The sequence below is a fragment of the Citrobacter sp. Ce006 genome (assembly GCF_030336535.1).
GTDB lineage: Bacteria > Pseudomonadota > Gammaproteobacteria > Enterobacterales > Enterobacteriaceae > Citrobacter > Citrobacter europaeus.
In genome coordinates, this window is record NZ_JAOWDO010000072.1 from 142,165 (window position 1) to 167,102 (window position 24,938).

General features: G+C 51.1%; 22 protein-coding genes. 11 read left to right on the top strand and 11 right to left on the bottom strand.

All coding sequences use genetic code 11. The annotated features are described in order from the left end of the window. From OGV94_RS15070 to OGV94_RS15080, 3 genes are all read left to right on the top strand, one after another. A partial coding sequence (locus OGV94_RS15070) for a VENN motif pre-toxin domain-containing protein (protein WP_286523711.1) occupies window positions 1-184 on the top strand: 184 nt, incomplete at its 5' end. Window positions 185-626: 442 nt separating this feature from the next. Beyond that, window positions 627-872: a YmjA family protein gene (locus tag OGV94_RS15075; protein ID WP_043015341.1), complete on the top strand. Its 246-nt coding sequence runs from the start codon at window positions 627-629 to the stop codon at window positions 870-872. Between the two features lie 86 nt (window positions 873-958). Next, window positions 959-1,435, top strand: a complete 477-nt coding sequence (locus OGV94_RS15080; protein WP_016151966.1) for a cold-shock protein — start codon at window positions 959-961, stop codon at window positions 1,433-1,435. Between the two features lie 146 nt (window positions 1,436-1,581). Here the strand turns inward: OGV94_RS15080 and OGV94_RS15085 are convergent, their stop codons facing one another. Both OGV94_RS15085 and OGV94_RS15090 read right to left on the bottom strand, forming a co-directional pair. After that, window positions 1,582-1,971: a VOC family protein gene (locus OGV94_RS15085; protein ID WP_075146335.1), complete on the bottom strand. Its 390-nt coding sequence runs from the start codon at window positions 1,969-1,971 to the stop codon at window positions 1,582-1,584. Window positions 1,972-2,105: 134 nt separating this feature from the next. Further along, window positions 2,106-2,408, bottom strand: a complete 303-nt coding sequence (locus tag OGV94_RS15090; RefSeq protein ID WP_043015342.1) for a putative quinol monooxygenase — start codon at window positions 2,406-2,408, stop codon at window positions 2,106-2,108. Between the two features lie 429 nt (window positions 2,409-2,837). Here OGV94_RS15090 and mmuP point away from each other — a divergent pair, with 429 nt between their 5' ends. Next, the gene (gene mmuP, locus OGV94_RS15095; RefSeq protein ID WP_213732139.1) at window positions 2,838-4,241 is read left to right on the top strand and encodes an S-methylmethionine permease; all 1,404 of its coding nucleotides are present in this window, start codon (window positions 2,838-2,840) and stop codon (window positions 4,239-4,241) included. Continuing rightward, on the top strand, window positions 4,228-5,160 hold the full coding sequence (mmuM, locus tag OGV94_RS15100) for a homocysteine S-methyltransferase (RefSeq protein WP_286523713.1): 933 nt from the start codon (window positions 4,228-4,230) through the stop codon (window positions 5,158-5,160). Before mmuP ends, mmuM begins: the two co-directional genes overlap by 14 nt. Window positions 5,161-5,798: 638 nt before the next feature. Here the strand turns inward: mmuM and OGV94_RS15105 are convergent. The 8 genes from OGV94_RS15105 to OGV94_RS15140 form a co-directional block, all read right to left on the bottom strand. After that, a complete protein-coding gene (locus OGV94_RS15105) occupies window positions 5,799-7,253 on the bottom strand; it encodes a PAAR domain-containing protein (RefSeq protein ID WP_213733145.1) in 1,455 nt (484 codons plus the stop codon). A 7-nt stretch (window positions 7,254-7,260) separates the two neighbouring features. After that, the gene (locus tag OGV94_RS15110) at window positions 7,261-7,953 is read right to left on the bottom strand and encodes a hypothetical protein (protein WP_181634034.1); all 693 of its coding nucleotides are present in this window, start codon (window positions 7,951-7,953) and stop codon (window positions 7,261-7,263) included. Window positions 7,954-8,185: 232 nt separating this feature from the next. Continuing rightward, entirely contained in the window at window positions 8,186-9,232 is a 1,047-nt protein-coding gene (gene fbpC / locus OGV94_RS15115; protein ID WP_047413104.1) for a ferric ABC transporter ATP-binding protein, read from the bottom strand. Between the two features lie 11 nt (window positions 9,233-9,243). Further along, complete coding sequence (locus tag OGV94_RS15120; RefSeq protein ID WP_100194025.1) at window positions 9,244-11,322, bottom strand: ABC transporter permease; 2,079 nt, start codon at window positions 11,320-11,322, stop codon at window positions 9,244-9,246. A gap of 68 nt (window positions 11,323-11,390) precedes the next feature. Continuing rightward, the gene (locus OGV94_RS15125; RefSeq protein ID WP_199994226.1) at window positions 11,391-12,422 is read right to left on the bottom strand and encodes an ABC transporter substrate-binding protein; all 1,032 of its coding nucleotides are present in this window, start codon (window positions 12,420-12,422) and stop codon (window positions 11,391-11,393) included. Then, window positions 12,419-13,723 carry an MFS transporter family glucose-6-phosphate receptor UhpC gene (gene uhpC / locus OGV94_RS15130; protein WP_286523717.1) on the bottom strand — a complete coding sequence of 435 codons (1,305 nt, stop codon included), beginning with the start codon at window positions 13,721-13,723 and terminating at the stop codon, window positions 12,419-12,421. Before uhpC ends, OGV94_RS15125 begins: the two co-directional genes overlap by 4 nt. A gap of 85 nt (window positions 13,724-13,808) precedes the next feature. Beyond that, window positions 13,809-15,350, bottom strand: coding sequence for an MASE1 domain-containing sensor histidine kinase (locus OGV94_RS15135; RefSeq protein ID WP_047413100.1), 1,542 nt, complete (start codon window positions 15,348-15,350; stop codon window positions 13,809-13,811). Then, window positions 15,350-15,979 carry a response regulator transcription factor gene (locus OGV94_RS15140; RefSeq protein WP_043017854.1) on the bottom strand — a complete coding sequence of 210 codons (630 nt, stop codon included), beginning with the start codon at window positions 15,977-15,979 and terminating at the stop codon, window positions 15,350-15,352. The genes OGV94_RS15135 and OGV94_RS15140 overlap by 1 nt, the downstream gene beginning before the upstream one ends. 339 nt (window positions 15,980-16,318) lie before the next feature. On the opposite strand from OGV94_RS15140, the gene tauA reads away from it, so the two are divergent. The 4 genes from tauA to tauD are packed head-to-tail and all read left to right on the top strand — an operon-like array spanning window position 16,319 to window position 19,738. Next, entirely contained in the window at window positions 16,319-17,281 is a 963-nt protein-coding gene (gene tauA / locus OGV94_RS15145; RefSeq protein WP_286523719.1) for a taurine ABC transporter substrate-binding protein, read from the top strand. 14 nt (window positions 17,282-17,295) lie between these two features. Further along, window positions 17,296-18,063, top strand: a complete 768-nt coding sequence (gene tauB, locus OGV94_RS15150; protein ID WP_043015351.1) for a taurine ABC transporter ATP-binding subunit — start codon at window positions 17,296-17,298, stop codon at window positions 18,061-18,063. Beyond that, window positions 18,060-18,890 (top strand): taurine ABC transporter permease TauC, encoded by an 831-nt coding sequence (tauC, locus tag OGV94_RS15155; RefSeq protein WP_043015352.1) that lies wholly within the window; start codon window positions 18,060-18,062, stop codon window positions 18,888-18,890. The genes tauB and tauC overlap by 4 nt, the downstream gene beginning before the upstream one ends. Further along, entirely contained in the window at window positions 18,887-19,738 is an 852-nt protein-coding gene (tauD, locus tag OGV94_RS15160) for a taurine dioxygenase (protein ID WP_043015353.1), read from the top strand. Before tauC ends, tauD begins: the two co-directional genes overlap by 4 nt. A 78-nt stretch (window positions 19,739-19,816) precedes the next feature. Here tauD and hemB read toward each other — a convergent pair whose 3' ends face one another. After that, entirely contained in the window at window positions 19,817-20,791 is a 975-nt protein-coding gene (hemB, locus tag OGV94_RS15165) for a porphobilinogen synthase (protein WP_043015354.1), read from the bottom strand. A gap of 509 nt (window positions 20,792-21,300) precedes the next feature. Here hemB and ehaB point away from each other — a divergent pair. Both ehaB and iprA read left to right on the top strand, forming a co-directional pair. Beyond that, window positions 21,301-24,225 carry an autotransporter adhesin EhaB gene (gene ehaB, locus OGV94_RS15170; RefSeq protein ID WP_286523727.1) on the top strand — a complete coding sequence of 975 codons (2,925 nt, stop codon included), beginning with the start codon at window positions 21,301-21,303 and terminating at the stop codon, window positions 24,223-24,225. Between the two features lie 89 nt (window positions 24,226-24,314). Continuing rightward, on the top strand, window positions 24,315-24,938 hold the full coding sequence (gene iprA / locus OGV94_RS15175; RefSeq protein WP_199994224.1) for a hydrogen peroxide resistance inhibitor IprA: 624 nt from the start codon (window positions 24,315-24,317) through the stop codon (window positions 24,936-24,938).

Consider the following 24,938-nt stretch of genomic DNA (forward strand, 5'->3'; position numbering starts at 1 on the left):
GGCAGGTAATCTGGCCGGTGGTGATTCGAAAAGCACGACAACGGGTGCGCAGTCTGGTAAAAACGCAGTTGAGAATAACTCGCTCAGTGGTGATCGGGCCCGCGAAGCGGCGAAACAGGCTGCTGAATCCCTGAAAAATCAGGTCAGGGAAAAGCTGGCTGAAAGCGGAACTGTCCTGCGCTGATTACGTTCGTGGGTGAATACTAGCCGTACCTGTCAGCATACTGTGCAGGGGGAAAGCGGTTTTTTGCGTAGTAGCTCGTGGTTTTATGGGGCATCTGGTAAAACACCTGAAGCTGCTTGGGCAACGGCGGGTTCTGGCGTAAATGTTGTGTCAGAGAAAATCAACTTCTTGTAAATAGTCATGTGCTAAGCGGAATAAAGGTGTTTGTGTCCCTGTGCTACTACACTATTTAACCTATGGCTATCACACCGTACTTAATAAAAATGTCGTCATTTAAAAATGGCATGTTTATTAAATGCAAAGTGGCTCCAGAAAATAGTGTTGATATATGTAATGTGTTACAGCCAATAAAACAGATCGCGAACCATGAAATAAGAATGCTATCATTCACATCAGACGCGGCAGGCAACTGCTGGCACACGCATTCACCCCGGAGCACCTGATGAACAACGACATTCCGCTAAAATATTATGATATCGCCGACGAGTACGCGACCGAGGCCGCAAAGTCGGTGAGCGATGCCGAACGCGACGCGCTGGCGCATTACTTCCAGCAGTTGATCACTCGTTTGATGAACAACGAAGAGATCAGTGAAGAAGCGCAGCAGGAGATGGCAACCGTGGCCGGCGTCGACCCACTGCGTATCGATGATATCGCGGAGTTCCTCAATCGCTGGGGTAACGAGTAGCCAAAGACATGGCCTGTGTTTTACACTGCGCGCAAATTGAGTAGATATACTCTACGAGTATTAGGTTTAATCAGGCGGAAACAGCAATGAACGGAACAATCACAACGTGGTTTAAAGATAAAGGCTTTGGATTTATCAAAGATGAAAACGGCGACAACCGCTATTTTCATGTGATTAAGGTTGCTAATCCTGAGCTGATCAAGAAAGACGCGGCGGTGACCTTCGAGCCTACCACCAACAACAAAGGCTTGTCTGCCTATGCGGTAAAAGTCATACCAGACAGCAAATACATCTATATCGCAGGCGAGCGTCTGAAGCTCACGGCGATCAAGTCATACCTGGTCTACAGCGAAGAAGTCCCTGCTGAGACTCGTATCGACAAAGAAAATGCGGTGCTGTCTGTTGGCGTGCTGATGAATAGCATCCGACCGAAATCAGACGTCAAGCCTGGCGAAATGCGCACGCTGAAAAAGCTGGCGATCACCACCTTCCAGGGGACGACGCTGATTTTCTCGGAAGATGAAATCGATATCGACGAGACGGTGAAACTGCTTAAGGTCTGAAGCCCTGCGGACTGAATGAATACCGAAATCCTGCTCTTTATTGAATCGGGGTTTCGGTATTTTTATTTCGGGCGTGGGAAGAACAACGTTGTGCCAGAAACAGACATCCAGTTGAGTTGGATACGTCTAATGACCACATATGGCGTTTACTTTCTCTGTAATAAATCCCATCGATTACCATAGAGGTCCTCAAAAACAACAACGGTACCGTATTCTTCTTCTCTGGGGGCTTCGCAAAACTGAACGCCAACCAACTTCATTGCATTGTAATCATGCCAAAAATCATCGGTTTGCAGAAACAGGAATACGCGTCCGCCACATTGGTTACCGATGAATGCTTCCTGAATCTCATTAGCCGCTCTGGAAAGTAACAAATGACAGTCACTGTCGGGGTTCGGTGATACCACAACCCAACGTTTCCCCGGTTGCGGAGTATCTTCAATCAGGGTAAAGCCGAGCTTATTTGTGTAGTAATCGATAGCTCTGTCGTAATCATCGACAACAATCGAAATATATCCCAGACATTTTTTATTCATTTTTAATAGGCCACCATTTTCAACTTACTATTTGTACTTGCTATTTTATCATTAACAGCAGCGCTTTTAAGCATTCTGCCAAAAAGTTATTTCCTTACTTTCGTTATTACCCTCCTGACCATATTCCTCTATTTTTAAGCAACAGTCGGATTTACCACGTCATCCATCAGTATGTAACGTGCTTCCTGGCGTGAGTATTGATCGATTAACGGTACAAGTCGTCGGAAATGTTCGCTGGCACAATGTTCATCGAGAGCCGCGTGGTTTGGCCATTCTTCGATAAAAACAAAATGGCCCGGATCTTTTTCATCAATATAGAGGTCATATGCAATGCACTGCGGTTCTTTCTTCGTTGCCGATATTAGCTCACGATACAAAGGGAGAACGGTTTCAATGAACTCAGGTTTGATGAAATCTTCGGCAATGACCTTTAACATGCAGCCTCCTGGCAGAAAATGAATGCACACTATGCGATGAAGATATATTTAGGGCAAGACGCCACAGTGTTATTTCGGTCAGCGAGTGAGTTATTCCAGCTATCAATCGGATGATCCGCAAATCGTAAAGGCCGATCCCGGCCAGCGGTGCTTAAGCACTCATTCGGTTGTATGAGCGGGGAGATACGGTTCCCACTTCCGGGTGAGCGTCAGCCGACGACCACGTTGCCAGAGTTTATATAAAGCCTGGTAACGGAGGTGTTATGAGCTGGCGGCCCTTTTTGTATTTGATTATTAATCCTCACCCGATATTAAGCGCCCGGCGTGGTCATCTGCGTCTGGTGCAGGGTTGACTTTGCATTCTGTTAACAAACGCGGTATAACAAACCTTCTTTGGATGTTTAGATGTCCATACGTTTAGAAGGTCATATGCAAACAACACAACAAAATGCGCCACTGAAGCGCACAATGAAAACGCGTCACCTGATTATGCTCTCCTTAGGCGGCGTGATTGGCACAGGGTTATTCTTTAATACCGGGTACATCATCTCCACCACCGGAGCGGCGGGAACGCTGCTGGCCTATCTGATTGGTGCGCTGGTGGTCTGGCTGGTTATGCAGTGTCTGGGCGAACTGTCGGTGGCGATGCCGGAGACGGGGGCGTTTCACGTCTATGCTGCGCGCTATCTTGGCCCGGCAACGGGGTATACCGTGGCCTGGCTTTACTGGCTGACCTGGACCGTGGCGCTGGGTTCGAGTTTTACCGCCGCCGGATTTTGTATGCAGTACTGGTTTCCACAGGTGCCGGTATGGGTTTGGTGTGTGTTGTTCTGCGTGATTATTTTTGGCCTGAACGTTATCTCCACGCGCTTTTTTGCCGAAGGGGAGTTCTGGTTCTCGCTGGTAAAAGTTGTCACTATCATCGCCTTTATCATCCTCGGTGGGGCGGCGATTTTCGGTTTTATCCCGATGCAGGATGGTTCCCCCGCGCCGGGGCTGAGTAACATCACGGCAGAAGGCTGGTTCCCGCACGGCGGCTTACCGATCCTGATGACTATGGTGGCAGTGAACTTTGCTTTTTCGGGCACCGAGCTTATCGGCATTGCCGCGGGTGAAACAGAAAACCCGCGCAAGGTTATCCCGGTGGCGATTCGTACCACCATCGCGCGGCTGATTATTTTCTTTATTGGCACCGTGTTTGTGCTGGCAGCGCTGATCCCGATGCAGCAGGCGGGCGTGGAGAAAAGCCCGTTTGTGCTGGTGTTTGAGAAAGTAGGGATTCCGTACGCCGCCGATATTTTTAACTTCGTGATCCTGACGGCCATCCTGTCTGCGGCGAACTCCGGGCTGTACGCTTCCGGGCGCATGCTGTGGTCGCTGTCGAATGAACGTACGCTGCCAGCCTGTTTTGCCCGAGTGACGAAAAACGGTGTGCCCTTGACGGCACTGTCGGTCAGTATGCTTGGCGGTGTGCTGGCGTTGTTTTCCAGCGTGGTGGCTCCGGATACGGTATTTGTTGCGCTGTCGGCAATCTCCGGATTTGCGGTGGTGGCAGTGTGGCTGAGCATATGCGCCTCGCATTTTGTTTTTCGCCGCCGTCATCTGCAACAAGGTAAGGCATTGAGTGAATTACATTATCGTGCGCCGTGGTATCCGCTGGTGCCGGTATTAGGTTTTGTGCTGTGCCTGGTGGCCTGTGTAGGGCTGGCATTCGATCCAGCGCAGAGAATTGCGTTGTGGTGCGGGTTACCGTTTGTCGCGTTGTGCTATGGTGCTTATTTCCTTACTCAACCCCGTAACGCAAAACAGGAGCCAGAACATGTCGCAGAATAATCCGTTACGCGCTCTCCTTGATAAACAGGATGTCCTGTTGCTGGATGGCGCGATGGCGACGGAGCTGGAAGCGCGAGGGTGTAACTTAGCCGACAGCCTGTGGTCAGCCAAAGTGCTGGTAGAAAACCCGGAGCTTATCCGCGAAGTTCATCTTGACTATTACCGGGCGGGGGCGCAATGCGCGATCACCGCCAGCTATCAGGCGACGCCGGCGGGCTTTGCCGCGCGAGGTCTGGATGAAGCGCAGTCGAAAGCGCTGATTGGCAAAAGCGTGGAGTTGGCGCGTAAAGCCCGTGAAGCATATCTGGCAGAGAACCCGCTGGCGGGCACGCTGCTGGTGGCGGGATCCGTCGGGCCTTACGGCGCGTATCTGGCGGATGGCTCTGAATACCGTGGCGATTATCAGTGCAGCGCCGAGGCGTTCCAGGCGTTTCATCGCCCGCGTGTGGAAGCCTTGCTGGATGCCGGGGCCGATCTGCTGGCCTGTGAAACCCTGCCAAATTTTGCCGAAATTCGCGCACTGGCTGAGTTGTTGACCGCGTATCCGCGTGCGCGGGCATGGTTCTCGTTTACCCTGCGCGACAGCGAGCACCTGAGCGACGGTACGCCGCTGCGCGACGTGGTCGCTTTCCTTGAGCAATATCCGCAGGTGGTGGCGTTAGGCATTAACTGCATTGCGCTGGAGAACACCACTGCCGCGTTGCAGTATTTACACAGCTTAACGGCGCTGCCGCTGGTGGTGTATCCGAACTCGGGCGAGCATTACGATGCGGTGAGCAAAACCTGGCACCATCACGGTGAGCATTGCGCGCAGCTGACGGATTATCTGCCGCAGTGGCAGGCCGCAGGCGCAAGGTTGATTGGCGGATGCTGTCGCACCACGCCTGCGGATATTGCCGCGCTAAAAGCGCGAAGCTGAGAGTTTATCGGGCCTACATCGTTCACTGTAGGCCTGATAAGCGCAGCGCATCAGGCATTGCTGGGGGGCGGCATAAGCGCCTTAGCGGGTCTACAGTGAATGATGTGACGATACGGCTATTGTGATTTTAGGTAATAGAACGCACTCACTCGTAGCAGGCCTTAAAGCAAATCTGCTGCTACTTACGACCGGATTGTTGACCAGATATAGGGTGCATTGATATAAAATTAAAGAAGGGACTCCACTGGAGTCCCTTTATTTAGAAAATGATAAAAAAAACGATCATTATTGGAATGCAAATCAATAATGACAATGATTCAATTCTAAATCCTAGTGTTAATTTTTTTGGAAGATTTCTTATTAGATTATATCCTTCTACGCTTATGCCGTGATGTAAATGTTTATGGTATTTAAAGTTTAAGCTTCTAGTTATAAAACTAACTTTAGTATTATATAAGTATGGAGTAATAAAAACACTTGCATCTTTGCATGACTTTGTTGAAATTGGTAGGTGACCTATCTCTCTTTCGTATATTTCAACTATTTTTTTGTACGCTTTTTTATTATAAAAATAACATATCATGAATATTAAAAAATCAAATAAAAAAGCAAGACAAATTAGGTTTTTTATAATCACCTCATTTTGAATTAAAAATATTTTCATATATAATATGCTCCCCTACATATTCACCAGCATTTTCGCCATATTTTTCTACAAGTTTACTTGTTGCAATAGTAACACCAACCCCTGTAGCAAAACACAGTGCAGCACCGACCCCACCAGCTTCTATAGTAGAAAGCCCTAATACCCACGTACAAACCACATTTGCGGCACGTCCAGCCGCCAGACCAGAAAGCATACTACTAGCCTGTTTGAATCCAAATTTACTATATTCAGTGATAGCGGCTTTTTTACAAGCACTTTCACGACCTTTTGAACAAGCGTCATAAACATTTGATGTATATCCGGCAAAATCTAAACCTATGCCAACAAAACCAACTGTTTTCATTAGATTCATTAGTTTTGCCGAGCGCTCAATATATGTAGCATAACCTTCAATATTATCTATTCCCGTTTTATCCCATTTATACATAATTGAACTTGTAGATAAACCTAATGCTTTTTTAATGCTATTATATTCTTCTAATTTAAGCTGGGTTTTTGAAAATTTGTTTAAAACAGCATCTAGCTTTTTAAACAGTCTTGCCCGTTGACCAAAGAATTCTTCCCCCGATATAATTCCTTTGTTGTGGCCATACGTATCTTTATACAACTCCTGAATTTCAATTAATATTTTTTTTATTTCTTCGTAATAACTTTTACCTACTTCACTAATATAACCAAAACCATCTCCAGCATTTCCTAAATAATCACCGAAAAGTTGATATGAAAATGCATCCACGGCTCCTCTGTTATCATGCAATAACTTTGCATCCTGCAAGGTAAGTGGGGCCAGAGCTTTATCAATTCGATCACGCGCTTTTTGCAATGTTTCAATCTGTTGCTGATCTTGCTTTTCAGGATCAACAACAATCAGAATTGAACCAGGTTGTTTTTTCATATCAGGGTTCAGTTTGTGATACAGCTCTCTCGTACCCTCGGGGGGGTTAACGAAAATATACGGCTCATATGTTGATGGCTTTGACTCATAGGGCAATACACAAAATCCCCCATCGACAGGCTCACGAGGCGGTTTATCCTCTTCACCCGGACAATATGGTCCAGGTGCCATCGTGAGCGGTTTTGGCGCGTTCTGCGGAGCTACAGAGACCACTCTGTTTGTGACTGGCTTAGGTGCGGAGAGAACTTCACTCTCATAGAAATAAGTGACATTTGAAATTGAGTTAATAAATCTGCATTTGCAGGGGCATGTGCCAACGCTATGTGCTGTTCCGGCAGCTTGAACACCATGTATAAAATAACCCGGTTGTCCTCCTACTATGTGGTAGAGTTTTTTATCTTTACCGCATATATAGCTATCGCCATGTCGTGCCGTTGGCTGTCCGTCGAGTATATGATTAGTACAGCCTGTTAAAATAGTACCGCCGCAGGTTGTTTTATCACCGACCCTTAAAAAATATGCAATTCCCATACAATTCTCATTTTAATAAAGTTAAGCTTTCCGGATTGCAAAAAATCCAGTCATTTTTCCATGTTGTCATGTAAATACAATCTTCGATTTTATTTGATTCTTTGAATTGCATATTATTATAAGCGATTAGACTTTGTTCTTTTAAATAGTCATTATGATAATTACATTGCGATTGAGTATGACTTAGAAAATCAGGGAGTCTTTTCTTCCACATTTGATGAAATCTATCTGTAACTTCTTCAGGTATTTTTAGGGTAGGGAATTTTTCATTTTCACTGAAACTGCTAAAAGTATATTTGACGGGGATTATAACTTGAGCCAGATGATAACCATGATATATAATATTGTATTGTTTATCAGCCCATAAACCCGCACTCAACAGCAGATAATAATCATCACTATTTTTGATGATTTTATTATTTTTTACCATTTCCCCAATGTTAAAATCATTCAGTGCATATACGCTCCACTTTTCATTAAATTTTTTCTCTAGGTAAACAGAGTAAATTGATGCTTCCATCTTTGAATAAAAGATTAAAATCCCCTCGATACTTCGATCGTATTTCCTCCACAACGGTTCTAACATTTTTTCGTTTTTATGCGTTGTTTTGTTGTATATCCCGCTGACACGACCCAATACCCATAATTCGTGCTCGCTTATATATTGAGTGATTTGGTTTTCTTCCTGGTAAAAATACATTTTTGAATCTCTCTCATCCGTTGAAAGCGTGATGACATACTATTTTCTCTGTAAAAGTTGTGCGGCTGATCGCATAAGTAATAAAAAAGCCTGAATCCATTTAAGGATGATTCAGGCTTGGAATAATTAAGTTTATCTGTATTTATTTAATAAATATTTTATAAGAATTTTTCCTTCTCTATAATCAAATTAATTTTATCTGGTCCGTTGTTTGATCGTAGCCCGGCACAAATCATGCCGCATCCGCCAGGACAAACATGCCGTACGGGTGGATTTCGAGATAATACTGCTCGCCGACGTCCGGCTGCAGACGCGTAGCATTGACCTGCAATAAAATCTCCTGCCCGTGCCACTCCACCGTGACCTCATACTGGGGTCCCATATACGCGACGTGGCGGATCACGCAGCGCTGACTCTCTTCACCGCGATCGCTGAGCGTGATCGCTTCCGGACGCACGCCGACCATGCCTTCACCTTGTGTACCAAAGTGCAGCGGGCGCGGCAGATGATAGCCGTAGATATCAACGTATTTGTCGCTGAAGGTAGCCGGGAACAGGTTGGCATCGCCCATAAAGCTCGCCATAAAACGGGAGGCGGGCTGGCGATAGAGATCCTGCGGTGAGCCGATCTGCATGATGTGTCCTTTGTTCATCACCAACACGGTATCAGAAACCGCAAAGGCTTCGCTCTGATCGTGGGTGACGTACAGCGAGGTGATATCAAACTGCTTTTGCAGTTCGCGGATCTTGTCGCGCATGCTGCGACGCAGGTTGGCGTCGAGGTTACTTAACGGCTCATCAAACAGCAGCACTTTCGGTTTGAGGATCAACGCGCGAGCCAGCGCCACGCGCTGTTGCTGACCGCCGGAGATCTGATCGACAAAGCGGTCTTCGAAACCCTCCAGATCCACCATCGCCAGTGCCTCTTTGACGCGAGCTTTCACCTCTGCGCGCGACACGCCGAGCATCTTCAGGCCATAACCGACGTTCTCCCCCAGCGACATATGCGGGAACAGGGCATAGGACTGAAACACCATACAGATATCACGCTGCTGAATAGAGCGATGAGTGACGTCTTCGCCATCAATGTAAATCTGTCCTTCGCTCGGTTTTTCCAGCCCGGCGACCAGGCGCAATATGGTGGTTTTGCCGCAGCCGGATGGGCCGAGCAGGGTCACCATTTGCCCCTGCGGGATGGTGAGGTTGATATTGTCTATTACCGTATTACTGCCAAATCGTTTAGTGACGTTGCGCAGTTCAACGAAATTTTTCTGAGTCATAGTGCGCTCCATTACGCCTGGTTTTTGGCTTTTGAACGGGAGGTACGTGATTCACCGATCAGCCAGTCAAAGATGAAAATAATCGCCAGCATCACCACGATCAGAATGGAACCGTAGGCAATCGCCACGCCGTATTCGCCGTCTTCCACGCGGTTCAGGATGTAGGCCGTCGCCACGCGGGTATCCGGGGTGACAAGGAACACAATGGCGCTGACGGTGGTAATGGCGCGCACAAAGCTGTAAATCAGCGCCGAGAGGATCGCCGGGCGCAGCAGCGGCAGCAGAATGTGTGTAATGGTGCGCAGAGAACCGGCGCGCAGGCTGAGCGAGGCTTCATCGAGCGATTTATCGATTTGGCCTAAGCCCGCGATACCCGCCCGGATACCGACCGGGACGTTACGCATCACCATCGAGATGATCACGATGGCGGCGGTGCCGGTGAGATACACCGGGGCGCTGTTAAAGGCCAGAATGTACGACACGCCCGCGACGGTGCCCGGAACGGCAAAGCACAGCATAGTGGTGAACTCGATGGTCTTTTTGCCTTTAAACTGCTGGCGCACCACAATCCACGCGATCAGCAGACCGAAAATCGCGGTGATCGGCGCGGCAATCCCGGCGTAGAGCAGGGTGTCGAGCAGTGAAGGCCACGCGCCGTCGCTCATCCCCTGACCGAACAGTTTGGTAAAGTTCGCCAGCGTCAGGGTGTAGTCCACGCCCCAGTTGACGGTGAAACTGCCGTAGAAAATGCTGCCGTAGAGCAGGGCGTTAAAGGCAATCCACACCGCCAGCAGTGCGACCACGCTCCACACCAGCGTGACTGGTAGCGGCTGCACGTCGCCCCGGTAGGATTTACCGGAAACGGTGACGTACGAGCGTTTACCAATCCACATATACTGCACGCAGAACACCAGCAGCGAGAACAGTAGCAGGAAGGCACCCAGCGTACTGGCGGCCTGGTAGTCGAGCTGCGAACCGGTGATGTAGAAGTAAATTTGCGTAGCCAGCACGTCGAAGTTACCGCCGAGCACCAGCGGGTTGCTAAAGTCGGCCAGCGACTGCACCACCACAATTAAAAAGGCGTTCGCCAGCGCCGGTTTCAGCAGCGGGACAAACACGCCGTTAAAGGTCTGCCAGCGGCTGGCGCGCAGGGTATATGACGCCTCTTCCAGCGATGGATGAATGGTTTTGATTGCTCCATCGAGGATCATAAACGCCATTGGCGTAAAGGCCAGCACCTGCGCCAGCCAGATACCAGTAAAACCATACAGCCAGTTGGTGTTGGTTAAACCAAACCATTCGACCATAAATTCGGTGATGTAACCGGAGCGTCCCATCATCAGCGTGACGCCTAAACCGACGACAAACGGCGGGGTGACGATCGGCAAAATCGAGAAAATACGTCCGATGATGGCGCTGCGTCTGGCGATACGAGTGGTATAGATAGCCAGTACCAGACCAAAGAAGGTGCAGCCGACGCCGACAGCAATCGACAGCATAATTGAGTTGAGGATCACCTGAATGATATGCGCTTGCGACAGCACATTCATAAACGCCAGCGGGGCAAATTCTCCGGCGTCGTTGGTGAACATCGGAATGAAAATGGCGATGCTCGGCCAGACGATAAAAATACCGATCAGAGCGATTATCGCGGTGAGCGAGCCGATGACGAAACGGTCGCCGCCCAGCCATTCCAGGCGAGTGAGCGCCAGGGTCATGATTGCGCCAAGTGCCACAAACAACACGATGGTGGCATAGCCTAAGCCGCGGCCCTCAAGGGTGGCGCTGGCGACGATAAAGGCCATACAGAAAAATGCCCATCCCGCGTCAAGATAATGGCGGTTGCGCTGCTCGCGTCTGGCTTCATGGAATGGACGCACCAGCAACAGGCTTGGCAGCAGATACCAGAGCCAACTGATATTGAACTGTGACCAGCCGTAGGCGGCGAGTATTTCTTCGCGCGTGGACTCCAGCAGACCATAGTCCAGGCTCCAGCTCGGAAGCAGGGCAAACGCCAGCCAGCCGAGCAAAACCCAAAGGAATATCGCATCCCGTTTTTTCACGGGATGGAGTGCAAGTGTGTGTGACATAGCGTTTCCGGTAATCCAGGCCGGGTAAGGCGTTTGCGCCACACCCGGCAAATGAACGTAACGTGGGCTTATTTACCCATCTTAACTTCGCTAACCCACTTATTGATCAACGCCTTACGTACGTCGGTCGAGCCGTACTTATCCATGTCGTAATTGATAAGCTTCAGGTCGTCGAGCTTCAGTGAGTTAGGAGAGGTCTCGGCGGTGGTGTTGGTCAGGATCTGATAGGATTTGCCTTTCTTCCAGGCCAGCTCCTGTGCGTCTTTCGACAGCACCCAGTCAACGAACAGTTTGGCGTTGTCGGCGTTGCGCGCGCCTTTCAGGATGCTTACGCCGCCAATTTCATAGCCAGTACCTTCGCATGGGGAGATTAGCTCCAGCGGCGCGCCCTGTTCTTTCTCCAGCGAGTAGTCGTGCAGGAAACCGATGCCGATAGCCGTTTCGCCACGAGCGGCGTTACGCGCCGGGGCAATGCCGGATTTGGTGTACTGGGAGACGTTGGCGTTGAGCTGTTTCAGGTAGTCAAAAGCCTGATCTTCACCCCATAGCTGGGCAAAGGTCGCCAGCGCGGTGTAGGCGGTACCAGAGCTTTGCGGGTCAGCAATCTGAATTTCGCCTTTGTATTCCGGTTTGGTCAGATCCTTCCAGCATTTTGGTACCGGCAGGTTTTTCTCTTTCAGGCGCTGGGTATTGACGCCAAAGCCCAGAATCCCGACGTAAACCGCCGAAGAGAGGTTACCTTTTACCTTCGCGGGATCGCGGAATTTCTCCATAATCTGCTCGAGGTTTGGTGATTTATACGGCTGCAGCAGGCCCATTTCACCGGCCTGAGACTGCGGATCCAGCGTACCGCCGTACCATACATCCGCCTGCGGGTTTTTCTTCTCGGCATCGACTTTCGCCAGCGTACTGCCCGAGCCGTTACGAATGAATGAGGTTTTCACATCATATTTTTCACCGAAGGCTTTGGTTTCGGTTTCGCACATCTCGTTGGTGGCGCTGCAATACACCACCAGACGACCCTGTGCCTGGGCTGCGTTGCTGATAGCCGCCAGCGTCAGAGCGGAAGCAATCAGGGTAGAGGTAAGCGTCAGTTTCATTGTTTTATCCTTTGACTGAGAGAAGGGGTAATGCCCGCAATGAGCAACGGCATCAGCAATAAACCCATAAAGACAGCGGCAACCGAGAGCAAACTGAACATTCCCGACCAGCCGTAATGTTCTATGACCAGCGACAGCGGCCAACCCGCCAACGCGGCCCCCAGATAGGCGAACAGCCCGAGAAAACCGGTAATTGAACCTGCCGCCGCTTTGTGTCCGCATTCAACGGCTGCGAGGCCAATTAGCATCTGTGGGCCAAACACAAAAAAGCCCACGGTAAAGAAACACACTGCCAGTAGCGCGTAGTGGTGTACCGGCGCCAGCCACAGCGCGGCGACGGACACCATCAGTCCCAGCGTGAACAGTAAAATCATCGGCGCACGCTGACCGCTGAACAGCAGATCCGATCCCCATCCGGCAAACAGCGCCCCCAGCAAGCCGCCGACTTCAAACAACATCACTGTGGCATTGGCGCTGAGCAGATTCACGCCGTGGCTTTCCGTCAGCCAGATGTTGCCCCAGTCGTTGAGCGCAATGCGAATCAGATAGACCAACACATACGACACGCCGAGCAACCAGATCATCGGGTTTTTCAGCATGGTGATGCGTAACATTTGCCACAGCCCCATCGGCGGGCTTTGCTGCTCCTGACGCAGTTCCAGCGGGTCATGACGCCATTCCCCAACCGTAGGTAATCCTTCTTCCCGGGGAGTGCCTTTCAATTGCAGAGTGAGCCAGATTCCCAGTGCCATGCTGATTATCCCCGGTGCCAGCATGGCTGCCTGCCAGCCCCACCAGTGGGCGGCAAAAGCGCTAATCAGCGGGATAATGGCGCCACCGATATTGATCGACATATTCCAGCAGCCCCACCAGAATCCGCGTTCGTTGCGCGAGTACCAATGGGTCAGCAGGCGGGCGCAGGGCGGCCAGCCCCAGCCCTGAAAAAATCCGTTCAGCGTCCAGACCACCAGCAGCAGCGTCAGTGATTCACCAAAGGCGAACAGCATGTTTAAAACGCCGGTGGCAAACAGACCAATACCCATAAACGCGCGCTGTCCGTGGCTGTCGTGCCACAGCCCGGCAGTAAATTTCGACAGACCATAGGTCAGATAAAACAGTGACCCGAGCAGGCCGATATCGCCCTTATCCAGACCCAGGTCCGTTTGTAGCGCCGGGAGGACGTAGTTAACGCTTTTGCGCGTCAAATAAAATGCGGCGTAGCCTATCACCATACACATCAGCAGCCGGGGGCGTAGCGCTCGGTATTGTTGGTCTGTTTCGCTGGTTGAGCGTGCGTGCATGGCAGTCTCCGTTTGTGCTGACTATAGGAAAGTGAAAGCAAAAGGGGATGAGAGAAAGTCCGCAGTGACTAAGACTTTTTCCTGGTTAGCGGCTGATTTGTTGCAAATTTGTGGGCAGGTTAACAATTACGTGCGTGCCGTTGTTTGATTCGAGCGTCAGTTCGCCGCCAAGGGCGCTCACCCGCTCACGCATCCCCTGGATACCGAAACCGGGAATTTTTTCAGGCAGAATACCAACGCCGTTGTCAGCGACATCCAGAAACAAACGTTGTTCCCGCTGGCGCAGCGTAATCGACACGTCGCTGGCGTTCGCATGTTTACAGACGTTATTGAGTAACTCCTGTAGCAGGCGATACAGCGTGAAGCGCACCGTTTCGTTTTCTGGCGTATTCTCTAGCTGATAATCAAAGCGACAGCGAATACCGCGTTCAGCAAAAGCAAATTCATTCACCAGATGATGTAGTGCATCTTTAAAGGCCAGTTCATCGAGCGCGGGTGGGCGTAGCTGGCGCAGCAACTGGCGGGTGGAATGGTGAATGCGCCGGGCAAGGTTGTTGATCTGATTTGCCGCTTCGAGCGTTTGCTCAGGGCCTGGCGCGCGTTTGACCAGTTGCGACTGAATTTGAATGGCGGTGATGTTCTGCCCAATTTCGTCATGCAGCTCCCGCGCCAGGCTTTTGCGCGTATTTTCTTCGGTGCGGATCAGCTGTTCGGTCAGCGCGCGTCGTGCCGCCAGTTCGGTTTCCAGACGCTGGCGATAATGGTGCAAATTTTGCGCCAGATGCTGCTGGCGGCTGATGGCGATCCCCAGCCCTATACCCAGTAGCGCCTGGGTGGCGAGAAAAATTTCCAGCTCCAGTAAGTTACTGAACCCGACGCCGATTTGCCGGGCGATGGTGATCATCATACTGCCGAGCAATCCGGATAACACGCCGCCCTGCCAGCCAAATTTCCACGCCATCACCACGTTCGGTAAGAACACCACGATCAGCAACAGGCGCTCGATCTCCGGCGACAGAACCATCTGAGTGCCGATGCCAATAATAAAAAACAGGCTGCACCAGATGATAAGCGAAGTGCGCAGCGGGGGATTGGTGGTATCCAGTCCGAGCAGATGATAGCGGTGCTGCTGGCGCAAAAATTCATAGATCAGATAGACAAACGGCGTTAGCAGCACGCCGCCGGTAAACGACGCCAGACCTATTAACGTCGCCGGGCTTTGAATAAACGGTGAAAGTAGGGCGGTATTGAGCAATGAAGTGAGCGTCACGGCGGCCAGTAGCAGGGTTAAGCGCTGCCAGTAAAGGGGGAATCGGTGCCAGTATGACTGGCCGATGCTCGCCGGAATCAGGCTAATTAATGGTGCAGCCAGCAGGATATAGCCATTCAGTAATTGCTCGCTGTGCAGCCAGAGCAACATCAACACCGGCGGCAGAACCAGCGCGGGCCAGTAACGGCGAGAAAGCAGGATTAACAGCGCGAGATAGACGCCGTGCGGCAGGAATAGCGCCGCTTGCTGGCCGTTGTGGGTCAGATAAAACCCCAGCGTCCACAGCATCAGCCAGCCCGATCCCCAGGCCAGCAGAATAAACAGAGAAATAACCCAATGCCGAAGGTTACGCGACATTAATGCCCCGTCAATAGCTGGTGGTCGAGCGCAAAATGCACCAGATCGATGGTGCTATGGCATTGCAGTTTGCCCAACACGTTCGCCCGATGAACGTGCACCGTCTTGTGGCTGAGATCGAGTTTGAAGGCGATCTCTTTCACGCTGTCGCCTTTGACCAGCAGATCAAACACTTCGCGCTCGCGTGGGGTCAGTACCTCCAGAACCTGCGCGGGCTGTTCGCCGCCGCGTAGCGCACGCAGCGCATCGGCGCACAGGTAATGCCCGCCCATACCTACCGAACGTACCGCCTGCACCAGTTCCTCCGGTCCGCAGCGTTTGGTCAGGTAGCCGCTGGCGCCGGCATCCAGCGCGCTTTGCACAAACGTGGGCGAGTCATAAATGCTGAGAATTATGGCGCGAAAACCGGGCTTCTGCGCCCGCAGTCGTTTTAACAGGCTCAGGCCATTTTCATCCGGCATGGCGATGTCCATCACCGCCACGTTGACGTCATCATGCAGTAACGCAGGCCACGCCAGGGCCGCGCTGCTGAACTGGCCGATGACGTTGAGATCGTCTTCGAGACTGAGTAATTGCGCAAAGCCGGAACGCACCACCACATGGTCATCCACCAGCACAACATGAATCATGATATTACTCTCTTACCTGATAATGGCGTCTATGATGCCTGTCAGCGCCGCACTGGCAATCACCGTGGCGCGGATATGTAACGAATGTAACAAAATCGCAATAATTTGCCGGGTGTTATAGCGAGTGTAGGCCTGATAAGCGCAGCGCATCAGGCATATGATTACCGGATGGCGGCGCAAGCGCCTTATCCGGCCTACGTTCTGTAATGAGCTAAATAGCTAACTATTGCCGCTTTTTTTCTAAAAACGCTTTGTTCTTAGCCAGAATTTTTAATTCCTTTATCAAATTGTGCCGCAACGAAATACTGCCCTCATAACAAGACAGGGGAGCAGACAATCATGGCTATTTCATCGCGTAACGCACTTCTTGCCGCACTGGCATTCATCGCATTTCAGGCGCAGGCGGTGAACGTCACCGTTGCTTATCAGACCTCCGCCGAACCCGCCAAAGTGGCGCAGGCAGATAACACTTTTGCTAAAGAAAGCGGTGCTACCGTTGACTGGCGCAAATTCGACAGCGGCGCGAGCATCGTTCGTGCGCTGGCATCCGGTGATGTGCAGATCGGTAATCTTGGCTCCAGCCCGCTGGCGGTCGCAGCCAGTCAGCAGGTGCCGATTGAGGTTTTCCTGCTGGCGTCAAAGCTCGGCAACTCCGAAGCGCTGGTGGTGAAGAAAAACATCAGTAAACCGGAAGATTTGATTGGTAAGCGCATTGCCGTGCCGTTTATCTCCACCACCCATTACAGCCTGCTGGCGGCGTTGAAACATTGGGGTATCAAAGCGGGGCAGGTTGAGATTGTGAACCTGCAACCACCGGCGATTATTGCCGCCTGGCAGCGCGGAGATATTGATGGTGCGTATGTCTGGGCGCCTGCGGTCAACGCGCTGGAAAAAGACGGTAAGGTGTTAACCGACTCCTCGCAGGTTGGCGAGTGGGGCGCGCCGACGCTGGACGTGTGGGTGGTGCGCAAAGATTTTGCCCAGAAGCATCCTGAAGTGGTGAAAGCCTTTGCCAAAAGCGCTATCGATGCGCAGCAGCCCTATATCGCTAATCCTGATGAATGGCTGAAGCAGCCGGAAAATATCCGCAAACTGTCGCGTTTAAGCGGGGTAGCGGAGGTGGATGTGCCAGGGCTGGTGAAAGGAAATACTTATTTGACGGCGCAGCAGCAAACCGCGGAGTTAACCGGGCCGGTGAATAAAGCGATTATCGATACCGCGCAGTTCCTCAAAGAGCAGGGCAAAGTTCCTGCGGTCGCGACGGATTACAGTCAGTACGTGACCGATCGCTTCGTGCAATAAATAAGGAGGCGCTGATGCTGCAAATTTCTCATCTTGCTGCCAGCTACGGTGGAAAATCGGCGCTGGAGGATATCAACCTGACGCTCGATAGCGGTGAACTGTTGGTGGTACTCGGACCTTCCGGTTGCGGGAAAACCACGTTGTTAAATCTGATTGCCGGGTTTGTGCCGTATCAGCATGGCAGCATTACGTTGGCGGGTAAAAAAGTTGAAGGTCCAGGCGCTGAGCGCGGGGTTGTGTTCCAAAACGAAGGACTGCTGCCCTGGCGCAACGTGCAGGATAACGTAGCCTTCGGGCTGCAACTGGCGGGGATGGAGAAGTCCCAACGCCAACGAATCGCTAAGGAGATGTTGCAGAAAGTCGGGCTGGAGGACGCGGGAAAACGCTTTATCTGGCAACTTTCCGGTGGGCAGCGTCAGCGCGTCGGCATTGCGCGGGCGCTGGCGGCCAACCCGCAGCTATTGCTGCTGGATGAACCCTTTGGCGCGCTCGACGCTTTTACCCGCGAGCAGATGCAAACCCTGTTGCTGAAGCTGTGGTATGAGACCGGCAAACAGGTGCTGCTGATTACCCACGATATCGAAGAAGCCGTGTTTATGGCGACGGAGCTGGTATTGCTGTCGCCGGGCCCAGGCCGGGTGCTGGAGCGTCTGCCGCTGAATTTCGCCCGTCGCTTTGTGGCCGGAGAGTCGAGCCGCAGCATTAAGTCCGACCCGCAGTTTATCGCCATGCGCGAGTATGTGTTAGGTCGGGTCTTTGAACAACGGGAGGCATTCTCATGAGCGTGGTCATTAATGATAAACCCCGCCGCCAGCGCGCACTCAACTGGCGCTGGCCGTTCTCGCGGCAGATTACCTTAAGTCTCGGTACGCTGGCCGTCATTCTGGCGGTGTGGTGGACGGTGGCGGCGCTGCAGTTAATCAGTCCGCTGTTTTTACCCCCACCGGGGCAGGTTTTGCAAAAATTGCTCGTCATTGCCGGTCCGCAGGGATTTATGGATGCCACGCTGTGGCAGCATCTGGCGGCGAGTCTGACGCGTATTGTTATCGCGCTGCTGGCGGCGGTGCTGCTGGGCGTTCCGGTTGGGATCGCGATGGGGCTGAGTCCGACGATGCGCGGCATTCTCGATCCGATCATTGAGCTGTATCGTCCGGTTCCGCCCCTGGCCTATCTCCCGTTGATGGTCATTTGGTTTGGCATCGGTGAAACCTCCAAGATCTTGCTGATCTATCTGGCGATTTTCGCCCCTGTAGCGATGTCGGCGCTGGCGGGAGTGAAAAGCGCGCAGCAGGTGAGAGTGCGCGCCGCGCAGTCGCTGGGGGCCAGCCGTAAGCAGGTGCTGTGGTTTGTTATTTTGCCGGGGGCATTACCGGAGATCCTCACCGGGTTACGTATCGGACTTGGCGTGGGCTGGTCGACGCTGGTGGCAGCAGAGCTGATTGCCGCCACGCGAGGCTTAGGATTTATGGTGCAGTCTGCCGGTGAGTTTCTGGCAACGGATGTGGTGCTGGCGGGGATCGCGGTGATTGCCGTTATCGCGTTTATTTTAGAACTGGGTCTGCGCGCGCTTCAGCGCCGCCTGACGCCCTGGCATGGAGAATTACAATGAGTGAACGTCTGAGCATAACCCCGCTGGGACCGTACATTGGCGCACAAATTAGCGGCGCGGATTTAACGCGTCCGCTGAGCGATAATCAGTTTGAACAGCTTTATCACGCGGTATTGCGCCACCAGGTGGTGTTCCTGCGTGAGCAGGTGATTACGCCGCAACAGCAGCGCGCACTGGCGTTGCGTTTCGGCGATCTGCATATTCACCCGGTCTATCCGCATGCCGAAGGGGTAGAAGAGATTATCGTACTGGATACTCATAACGACAATCCGCCGGATAACGACAACTGGCACACCGATGTCACCTTTATTGACACGCCGCCTGCCGGGGCGATTCTGGCTGCAAAAGAGCTGCCATCGACCGGGGGAGACACCCTGTGGACCAGTGGGATTGCCGCTTATGATGCGTTGTCTGAGCCGTTTCGCCAGTTGCTGAGCGGCCTGCGGGCAGAACATGATTTTCGTAAATCATTTCAGGAATATAAATACCGCAAGACGCCAGAGGAGCATCAGCGCTGGCTGGAAGCGGTGGCGAAGCATCCGCCCCTGTTGCATCCGGTGGTGCGTACGCATCCGGTGAGCGGGAAGCAGGCGCTGTTCGTGAATGAAGGATTTACCACGCGAATTGTCGATGTCACGGAAAAAGAGAGCGAGGCGTTACTGAGTTTTTTATTCGCGCATGTCACTAAACCGGAGTTTCAGGTGCGCTGGCGTTGGCAGCCCAACGATGTGGCGATTTGGGATAATCGCGTGACGCAGCATTATGCGAATGCGGATTATCTGCCACAGAGGCGCATTATGCACCGGGCGACAATTTTGGGAGACAAGCCGTTTTATCGGGCGGGATGATTGCCGGCGGCGATTGACTTACCGGGCCTACGATTTGTAGGCCGGATAAAGCGAAACTGCCATCCGGCAACAATGTGATTAGCGCAGGATTTTTTTCTCAGCCAGATCCAGTGCGAAGTAGCTGAAGATCAGATCCGCGCCAGCGCGTTTGATCGAGCCTAAGCTTTCCAGCACCACTTTCTCTTCATCTATAGCACCCGCCATCGCCGCGAATTTGATCATCGCGTATTCACCGCTGACCTGATAAGCGCCAATCGGCAGCTCGGTGCGCTCGCGGATATCGCGCAGAATATCGAGGTAGGCGCCAGCCGGTTTGACCATCAGGCAGTCTGCACCCTGGGCTTCATCCAGCAGCGATTCGCGGATCGCTTCCCGACGGTTCATCGGGTTCATTTGATAGGTTTTACGATCGCCTTTCAGCGCGGTGCCTGCGGCTTCACGGAACGGGCCGTAGAAAGAAGAGGCAAATTTGGTGGAGTAGGACATGATCGCGGTATCGGTGAAGCCCGCGGCGTCCAGCGCCTGGCGAATAGCCTGCACCTGGCCGTCCATTGCGGCGGAAGGGGCGATGAAATCTGCGCCCGCTGCGGCGGCAACGACTGCCTGTTTGCCGAGGTTAGCCAGGGTTAAATCGTTATCAACGCCGTGCTCGCATAACACGCCGCAGTGACCGTGCGAGGTGTATTCACAGAAGCAGGTGTCGGACATGACGATCATTTCCGGTACGGTCTGCTTACAGATACGCGACATGCGCGCCACCAGACCGTCTTCTTTCCAGGCATCGCTGCCGGTGTCATCGGTGTGATGAGAAATGCCGAAGGTCATGACCGAGCGGATGCCTGCATTAGCAATGCGTTCAATCTCGCGCGCCAGGTGTTTCTCCGGAATGCGCATCACGCCGGGCATGGCGTCAATAGCTTTGTAATCGTCGAGTTCTTCTTCAACAAAGATCGGCAACACCAGGTCATTTAAGCTCAGTGTTGTCTCTTCAAACATAGCGCGCAGCGCAGGTGATTTGCGCAGGCGGCGAGGGCGTTGGATTAGGTCTGTCATGGTATGCCTGATGTTTGTGGAATCGAAGGCCGTAGTATACCCGAACCTGAGGGCGGGTGGTTTACGAAAGTTGGCGTTATATCTGGATTTTGCGTGGTGCAAGGCTGAATCATTAGAGCAATTTATTCACATGCATGGCAATTTATTCATATTCATTATTTTGTTTGTTTTTGTTTTTATTATTTTAAATATCGATGTATTTATTTGTTTAGCGCGGAATATAACTCTCGACTATTTATTTTTTATTTATTTGAATATTGGGTGAATCATTTGATAATTATATGTATTAGAATCCGTGTGTTTTGTATCTCATTGAAAGTTATTGTGTTTTTGTTAACTCCTTTTGGCTGGCGTAATTCATGATGTTGTCCGGTTTCGGACAGCGGACAAAGAATAATTGAACCTTTCCGTTGTGAAACCGCATAATCGTTCCTGCGAAACATAAAATGTTTTCTTTGCATTGATAATTGATGGATCAACTATATTACGTCCCTGAGGAGGGATGACAAATGCACACTTGGAAAAAGAAACTTGTAGTCTCACAATTAGCATTAGCCTGCACTTTGGCAATCACTTCTCAGGCGAATGCTTCTACTGATATTTCTGGAACCACGTACACAACGTTCACCCATTATAATGACGCATCTTATGCTGATGGCGTTTACTACGATGGATATGTCGGTTGGAACAATTACGATACTGATAGTATTTATAACGGTGATATTTATCCGGTAATCAATAACGCTACTGTTAACGGCGTTATTTCTACTTATTATCTGGATGATGGACTGTCAACTAACAGCAATAACAACAGCCTGACGATTAAAAACAGTACCATTCACGGTATGGTGACTTCCGAGTGTATGACCACGGATTGTACTAACCGTACGGGTACCGACTATTACTACGATCGTCTGGCGATGAACGTCATCAACTCCACTATCGATGACAACTACGAACATTATACCTACAACGGTACCTATAACGACGCAGCTGATACACACGTTGTCGACGTTTATAACCTGGGTACGGCGATCACTCTGGATCAAGAAGTTGATCTGTCTATCTCCAACAACTCTCACGTTGCGGGTATTACGCTGACTCAGGGTTATGAGTGGGAAGATATTGACGATAACACCGTCAGCACCGGCGTAAACAGCGGCGAAGTGTTTAACAACACCATTGTTGTTACCGATTCTACCCTGACCTCTGGCTCATGGTCTGATGAAGGTACCTCCGGTTGGTTTGGCAACACCAGCAATGCAAGCGACTACAACGGTAACGGCTGGAACGCTAATGATGTCGCATTAGCGGTTATTGCTCATCCGGATGCTGATAACGCGATGCAGACCACTGCCACGTTTGATAACGCTACGCTGATGGGCGATGTGCTGTTCTCCAGCAACTTTGACGAGAACTTCTTCCCGAACGGTGCTGATACTTATCGTGATACCGATGCCGATCTGGATACCAACGGCTGGGATGGTACTGACCGTCTGGATCTGACCCTGAACAACGGCAGTAAGTGGGTTGGCGCGGCCATGTCCGTACATCAGGTTGATGTTGATGGTGACGGCGTTTACGACAGCTATGCTGCAGGCACTGAAGCCACTGCAACGCTGATCGACATCGCTGCCAACAGCCTGTGGCCTTCTTCAACCTACGGTATCGATAGCGACACAACCTCTTATGACGAAAATGGTCATGTGGTTGGCAACGCTGTTTACCAGAGCGGTCTGTTCAACGTCACGCTGAACGGCGCTTCACAGTGGGATACCACCAAAACGTCTCTGATCGACACCCTGAGCATCAATAGCGGTTCCGTCGTCAACGTGGGTGATTCTTCCCTGATTTCTGACTCTATCTCTCTGACCGGTGCTTCTGCACTGAACATCAACGAAGATGGTCATGTTGCGACGGATACGCTGTCTATCGACAACAGTATCGTCACGATTGCTGATGATGTTGCTGCTGGCTGGGGTGTCGGTAGTGCTGCGCTGTATGCCAACACCATCAACGTTACCAACAACGGTGTTCTGGATGTGGGCAACAGCACGGGCGATGCACTGCAGGTTGATACGCTGAATCTGACCAGCTACACCGACGCTTACAACCATGTTAATGCGGGTGTTTTCGACATCAACAGCACTAACTATGTACTGAATGCTGACCTGACCAACGATCGTACCAACGATACGACCCAGGCTAACTACGGTTATGGCGTGATCGCGATGAACTCTGATGGTCATCTGACTATCAATGGTAACGGCGATTCCGACACCTCAGGCGATCAGTCTGAAGTTGATAACTACGGTGACCACGTAGCGGCAGCAACCGGTAACTATAAAGTTCGCATCGATAACGCGACTGGCGCGGGTTCTGTTGCGGATTACAAAGGCAAAGAGCTGATCTACGTTAATGACGCGAATACCACCGCGACCTTCTCTGCAGCTAACAAAGCTGACCTCGGCGCTTACACCTATCAGGCTCAGCAGCAGGGTAACACCGTTGTACTGCAGCAGATGGAACTGACTGACTACGCGAACATGGCGCTGAGCATCCCGTCTGCCAACACCAATATCTGGAACCTGGAACAAGACACCGTTGGTACTCGTCTGACTAACGCGCGTCATGGTCTGGTTGATAACGGCGGCGCATGGGTGAGCTACTTCGGTGGTAGCTTCGATGCAGATAACGGCACCATTAACTACGATCAGGACGTTAACGGCATCATGGTCGGTGTTGACTCCAAAATTGATGGTAACAACGCTAAGTGGATTGTCGGTGCCGCAGCAGGCTTCGCGAAAGGTGATATGAGCGACCGTACCGGTCAGGTGGATCAGGACAGCCAGACTGCCTACATCTACTCTTCTGCGCATTTCGCCAACAACATCTTTGTTGACGGTAACTTGAGCTACTCTCACTTCAACAACGATCTGTCTGCCAACATGAGCAACGGTCAGTATGTTGATGGCAGCACCTCTTCTGATGCCTGGGGCTTTGGCTTGAAACTGGGTTATGACCTGAAGCTGGGTGATGCAGGTTACGTAACGCCTTACGGTAGCGTATCCGGTCTGTTCCAGTCTGGTGATGACTATAAGCTGAGCAACGACATGAAAGTTGACGGTCAGTCTTATGACAGCATGCGTTATGAACTCGGTGTAGATGCAGGTTATACCTTCGCCTACAGCGACGACCAGGCGCTGACCCCGTACTTCAAACTGGCCTACGTTTACGACGACTCTAACAACGATTCTGATGTAAACGGTGACTCTATCGACAACGGCGTAGAAGGTTCTGCAGTACGTGTTGGACTGGGTACTCAGTTCAGCTTCACCAAGAACTTCAGCGCCTACACCGATGCTAATTACCTCGGTGGCGGTGATGTCGATCAAGACTGGTCTGCAAACGTTGGTGTTAAATATACCTGGTAAGTACTTTCTCACTGAGAAATATAAGGTAATTTAATTCAGAATAATGCCCGTCACGGATTTGACGGGCATTTATTGCAAGGAATGCGCTCATGCTATCTACAAATAAACCTCTTCTTGAATTTGGTAAGCTTGATAAATGTTTGGCAAAATATGGCAAACACTTTGAGTGTGATAACGATAAAGAAATAATATATTCCAGTGATATAAATAGCGACGATACTTTTATTATTTTAAGTGGTGTAGTTTCCCTGCGTAGAGGGGAAAACGTGCTGGTCGGGATTGCACAGGCGCCTTTTATTATGGGCCTTTCCGATGGCGTGATGAAAACAGATGTACAATACAGATTAATGACCGAAAGTAATTGTACGGGATACCACCTACCTGCTTCGCAAACGATAAATATAATTGAACAATGCCAGCTTTGGCGGGAAGCCTTTTGCTGGTTAGCCTGGCAAAACTCCATCCTTGAATTGCGCGATCTGCAGCTGATCGGCAATAACTCCTACGATCAGATCCGCGCGACGCTGATATCCATGACGAAATGGGACGATGTGCTGCGTTCACGTATCGGCGTCATGAACTATATTCACCAACGCACACGCATTTCACGCTCAGTTGTTGCTGAGGTTCTCGCGGCACTGCGTAAAGGTGGTTACATTGAAATGAATAAAGGCAAACTGGTAGGCATTAACCGTTTGCCTTTTGAGTATTGA